Annotated in this window: 3 protein-coding genes and 1 pseudogene; 1 reads left to right on the top strand and 3 read right to left on the bottom strand. The window is 40.2% G+C overall.

Features of this window, described 5'->3' with window-relative positions:
* Positions 1 to 818: 818 nt before the first annotated feature.
* Positions 819 to 2,144: a VapE domain-containing protein gene (locus tag PHO71_RS25280; RefSeq protein ID WP_300208955.1), complete on the bottom strand. Its 1,326-nt coding sequence runs from the start codon at positions 2,142 to 2,144 to the stop codon at positions 819 to 821.
* A gap of 334 nt (positions 2,145 to 2,478) precedes the next feature.
* On the opposite strand from PHO71_RS25280, the gene PHO71_RS25285 reads away from it, so the two are divergent.
* Entirely contained in the window at positions 2,479 to 3,114 is a 636-nt protein-coding gene (locus PHO71_RS25285; protein ID WP_300208956.1) for an HU family DNA-binding protein, read from the top strand.
* A 321-nt stretch (positions 3,115 to 3,435) separates the two neighbouring features.
* Here PHO71_RS25285 and PHO71_RS25290 read toward each other — a convergent pair.
* Together PHO71_RS25290 and PHO71_RS25295 are read right to left on the bottom strand one after the other, a co-directional pair.
* Positions 3,436 to 3,621: pseudogene (locus tag PHO71_RS25290) on the bottom strand (helix-turn-helix domain-containing protein); the annotation flags it as partial.
* A 101-nt stretch (positions 3,622 to 3,722) separates the two neighbouring features.
* Positions 3,723 to 4,615 (bottom strand): 3'-5' exonuclease (locus PHO71_RS25295; RefSeq protein WP_300208957.1); only part of this gene is annotated, 893 nt, incomplete at its 5' end.

Here is a 4,615-nt window from a genome sequence, read left to right on the forward strand (position 1 = left end):
TTACTTTGACTCAAAAACTTTTCAAGACTTTCATTGTCTACCATAGCTGTTTTTCCTATATATGACATCGAAATTCTTTTCGTTTCCACCCAGAGCCGTATTACTTCTTCTTCGACTCCATATTTGCTCTTTGCTTCTTCCGTGCTAATCCATTCCGGCATAATACTCCTTTTTATATGATTTAAAGTAAGGATTTATATATTTAAAAGTAAAGAGTAAATAATCCTTTGTCAATATGGAGCAAGAGTATCCACGCTTTTAGCTTTCCGGATGGAGGGGGAGAACTAATTGGGGGAGTTGGGGCGGTTATTGATAACCATCCGGATGCAAAAAGACGTGGACACTGTTGAACCATTATCCACATCGAGGCCTTAGCATGCCCTGCAAGAGATAATGATAACAACAGATATCCACGCTAATCGTTTATATATAACACATCACTAGCTGAAATGTTTATACACAATCATCCACGTGGAGTATCTGCTGTATCATCTCTCCTTGTATGAAATTGCTAAGTTTCGATGTGAGAGATAATACGTTATTTACTCCAATTAAAAAAATAAAAACACCTCCATCTGGTTTATCACGCTGATGAACCGAAGATGTGTTTTACAAAGGTATATATATTTTTTTAATATATAGTGAAATAAAAGGAAAATAATTAATGCTTTTAAAATGATTTGATTTACTTGGTTTTGTTTATGATAATGTCCGTGAGTACCCATAGGACTATTCAGGTGATTTCATCTTTTTCACCTTGTTGCGTAAATCAATTTATATCAGTTCCTTATGGGTGAACCTTCGCTTTGTAGAAGAGTCTATAATGCTTTCAACGGTTTCACCAGATACACATTTCCATATTTAGTATGTTTGCGGGTGATTCCTGCCGCAAGTAACAACTGTGCGAATGTAGCAGGATTACTTCCACGCATGGCGGCGGGATTATACATCTTCAGTTTCTTAAATATGTCCGATGCTGAAAGTTGTTCATGTCTTTCGTCATCAGGTCCGGCAGCACAATAACAGGAGTGAAAGACCTCTTCTGCCGGACAAGGACGATAAAAAGCGGTATTATGGCGTTGCAGTTCCCGTTCTTCTTCTTTGGTGAACCAGTAGGGAACTCCTGAAAGTAATTCTTCTTTCAGTTGGGCATATATTTGATTATGGTCTATTCCTTCGCAGTTGATGATATGTTCTGCTTCTACACAGATGAATCGCCGGCTGCCTGTGGGATCAGTAAGCAAATCGAAGCGATTGCTTGTACCAATGAAGGAAGCGATACGTGGCAAATTTCGGAAATTCTTTTGATAAGCCTTGCAAATATTGAGATTTGCCATTTGCATCAGGTTTTTCAATAATGGCATTTGCTGTGTTCCGTATTTATCAAACTCATCCATGTTCAAAAGCCCCATCTCTGCAAGTAACCTTTCTGGTTTTCCTTGTGCGGACAGTTTGAGATTGTCCATATAATAACGTGACAACATTGCAGGCATCAGTGCCTTGCAAAATGTGGACTTCTGGCGTCCCTGTTCGCTGCTGACAAGAATAGGGGCTACACTGTTGGCGTGTATTCCCGTTATGCCCATCCACTGAGCAGTGAGACCTAGCATCCATGTGTGGAAACTCTTTACCCAAAGCGGGTGATCGGACACACGTCGTGCCAGAGCTTCCAGCCTTTCTGTGCCATCCCAATCGGGAAGTTCTTCTATATAAAGCCGGAAAGGGTGATATTCGGGAATGCAGGTGGAGTAAACGTAACGACTCAGGTCTTTATCCCAGCAATTAATTCCCAGGTCGTGCGCTTCCATGCAGAACGTATTTAGTTCCCGTTTTCCTACTGGTTCGAAAGGCATACCCCGTTTTCCTGCCGGGCGATATTCCGTTTCATCCGTTAATAAGTTGTAGCGGAAATCGTAATACTCTTGCAGGAACGCTCGTACTTCCTGTGTAAGACGAACAGGTTGTTTCTGCCTGACCTCTTTTTCTCCCTCTTTTCCGGCGGGTGCTTCTTCTCCACCACTTTCTACTGACTCTGTCCGGCCTTTTTTCGTTTTCTCTTCTTGGCTCTTTTCTGTAAATTCTTCCGTTTGGAGTCTTTTCAATTCTTTCAATATCTGTTTCCATATTAATGTTATTGCGTTCATTCTTTTTTCTGTTTTTAAGTGACTAAAATAGGTTTGTTTTTCAGCTGCTGACACTGCGAATATACGATATGAGTATAGCGGTTTGCAAGTGTTTTGTATAAAAAGAAAATAATTTCTCAGTGGTAATAGAAGTCCAGTGATTCACTTCTTTTTCTCTGCTTTTTATTGTATCTTTGACGTAGAATTAATAATGACTCACTTTCGTGGTTCAGTTGAATTACTTTAGTGATCTAAGTGAATAACAAATGTGATTTGCTTAAACCATCAGAGTGAGTCGTTGATATATTCAATGTTTTTGTATGAAAAGTATTTATTATAAAACTGATAACAACGTATGGCTATACTTTATGACTGGTACGAGAATCCCGGTGAGTCGGATGACTCGGAAGAAAAAGGTTTGCATCCCCGCATTTTTTTGAATGGTAAGGTAAACACGGAGAAATTGTGCCAGATGATTCATGGGCGCAGTTCGCTTTCTGTGGGTGATGTAAAAAACACGTTTGAAATGTTGGCTCAAATTTGTGGTGAAGAGCTGCGTGAAGGGCGTGAGGTGCATATTGAAGGGCTAGGCTATTTTGCGCCTATTTTGAAAAGTACGCAGAAAGTGACCCGCAGTACCCCGAATAAATCAATGAAGATGGAACTGAAGACGATTGGTTTTCGTCCTGATGTTCGCTTGCGGGGGGAGCTTACAGGTATCAAAGCCAGTCAGTGTAAGTATGCACGACATTCACAACCTTTGTCGGAGGTGGAGATAGATATGCGTTTAAAGGAGTATTTCGCCGATCATGATGTAATGCTTCGTTACGATTTTCAGGAAATATGTTCTATGACACGGACTACAGCTAACCGCCATCTTCGCCGCTTGCTGGAAGGCGGGAAACTAAGGAATGTGGGCAGACGTATGCAGCCGATTTATGTTCCTGTGGCAGGTTATTATGGGGTATCGCGTGATGTGGTGCGGAGGTAAGTATAAGTATGCTGAGGTAAGTATAAGTAGAGGTGTTGATAGGTTGGTAAGTCAAGTTCGTATCATAAATAAGGTGAAGCTGTTGAAGCTCCGTAAATAAGATTTTTCTTTGATGCTTTCACCCGCTTTCGCTTTTGGGGAGCGGGTTTAGAGAAGGAGGTGGAAGTGGTGAATATGCAAAAAAGGTTTGAGTGAATATAAACGTTAGAAGTAACTTCGGAAGGTAAAAGGTGAGGCTATTGATACTTCGGTCTGTTGAATTAATATGTAGTCAAATGATTCTGATAAGGAAACAGATAATAAACAAAAGAGGATGCATCATTTTGACACACCCTCAGCATCGGCTTGCGGATTTTCCAAACCTACAATTACTCCATCATCGCTCACTTTATAGAATAGACTGCCACCGTCTGTATTGGCAAAAGCCGACACGGATTTGAGCCATGACTTCACTTTACTACGTTCCAACATTTCCTTAAAATCGTAGGCCGAGCATTCCGTTATCAATGTATTGTTATGTACCTATATCGTTTTCTTATTATTTGAGCATAATATTTTAATTCTTATCACAAAGGTAGCGATAATGTGATAATTTCAAGTGTTTTAACTTACAAAGACAGTATCAAATCTACTAAAAGAACAGCCGTTTCCGGTTCATTTTTTTGTGCATCTTTGGGTTTCCATGCCACAACGAACCGTACAGATGCGGATTTCACCTTATAACCCCTTTCTTCCCACTCTGATAATGTGTCCTGCATTTTTGATGATAACTTTGCTACAGGTTTATTGGTCAATGAACTATACAAAAAGAAATCACTGTAAGTCAAAGAATCTCCTCCTCTCAATGCTAAGACCTCTTGTTTCCGTTCTTTGAAGAATCCCAGATAGACATTTTTGTGGGAGAGTTGTAGTACGATTTCTTCAGGCATGTCATATTGTTGTTGGTCGATAAGATATCGGTCCGCACTTAAACGATTGAAGCAATCACCGTTTGTATGTATAAACAGCCGATTTTTCGCACGAGTTATTCCGACGTAATATCGATGCATCAGATGGGCATTCTTTGCATAACTGTCGGATATGAGCATATACACGTCGTCAAACTCTCTGCCTTTGGCTTTATGAATGGTTGATACCACAACATCGATTCCTGAAACATCGCAGAAGTCTTCCACTGATGACTCAAATACAAATTCTTTGAAGTCACTGAGGTATTTCACCTTGTTGGTTTGTTCAAACTGCTCCATACAACGCTTCACATACATCAAACTTAGGCTCCTGTCATAAGCGGCGAAGGTTGCATGCTTGGCTTCCTCCCATAAATCTTCTGTAATTAACGATATTTTTATTCGTTTGTCTATATACCTTAGGAAATACCTCATTTCAGCCATATTCCAAAAGCGTAAACCGTCCATTGATTGTATCAGTTTGCTGTTTATACCCTGTTTTCGCAAGAGGGCCATAAGAATAACGGCCTCTTCGTTTGTTTGGGTGAGTACAC

Origin of the sequence: Bacteroides sp. (assembly GCF_028690125.1) — a bacterium.
Taxonomy (GTDB): Bacteria; Bacteroidota; Bacteroidia; order Bacteroidales; family Bacteroidaceae; genus Bacteroides.

Bases quoted from the DNA above. Each gene is read 5' to 3' on its own strand.
- PHO71_RS25280 (WP_300208955.1), bottom strand. From the start codon at position 2,144: ATGAACGCAATAACATTAATATGGAAACAGATATTGAAAGAATTGAAA.
- PHO71_RS25285 (WP_300208956.1), top strand. From the start codon at position 2,479: ATGGCTATACTTTATGACTGGTACGAGAATCCCGGTGAGTCGGATGAC.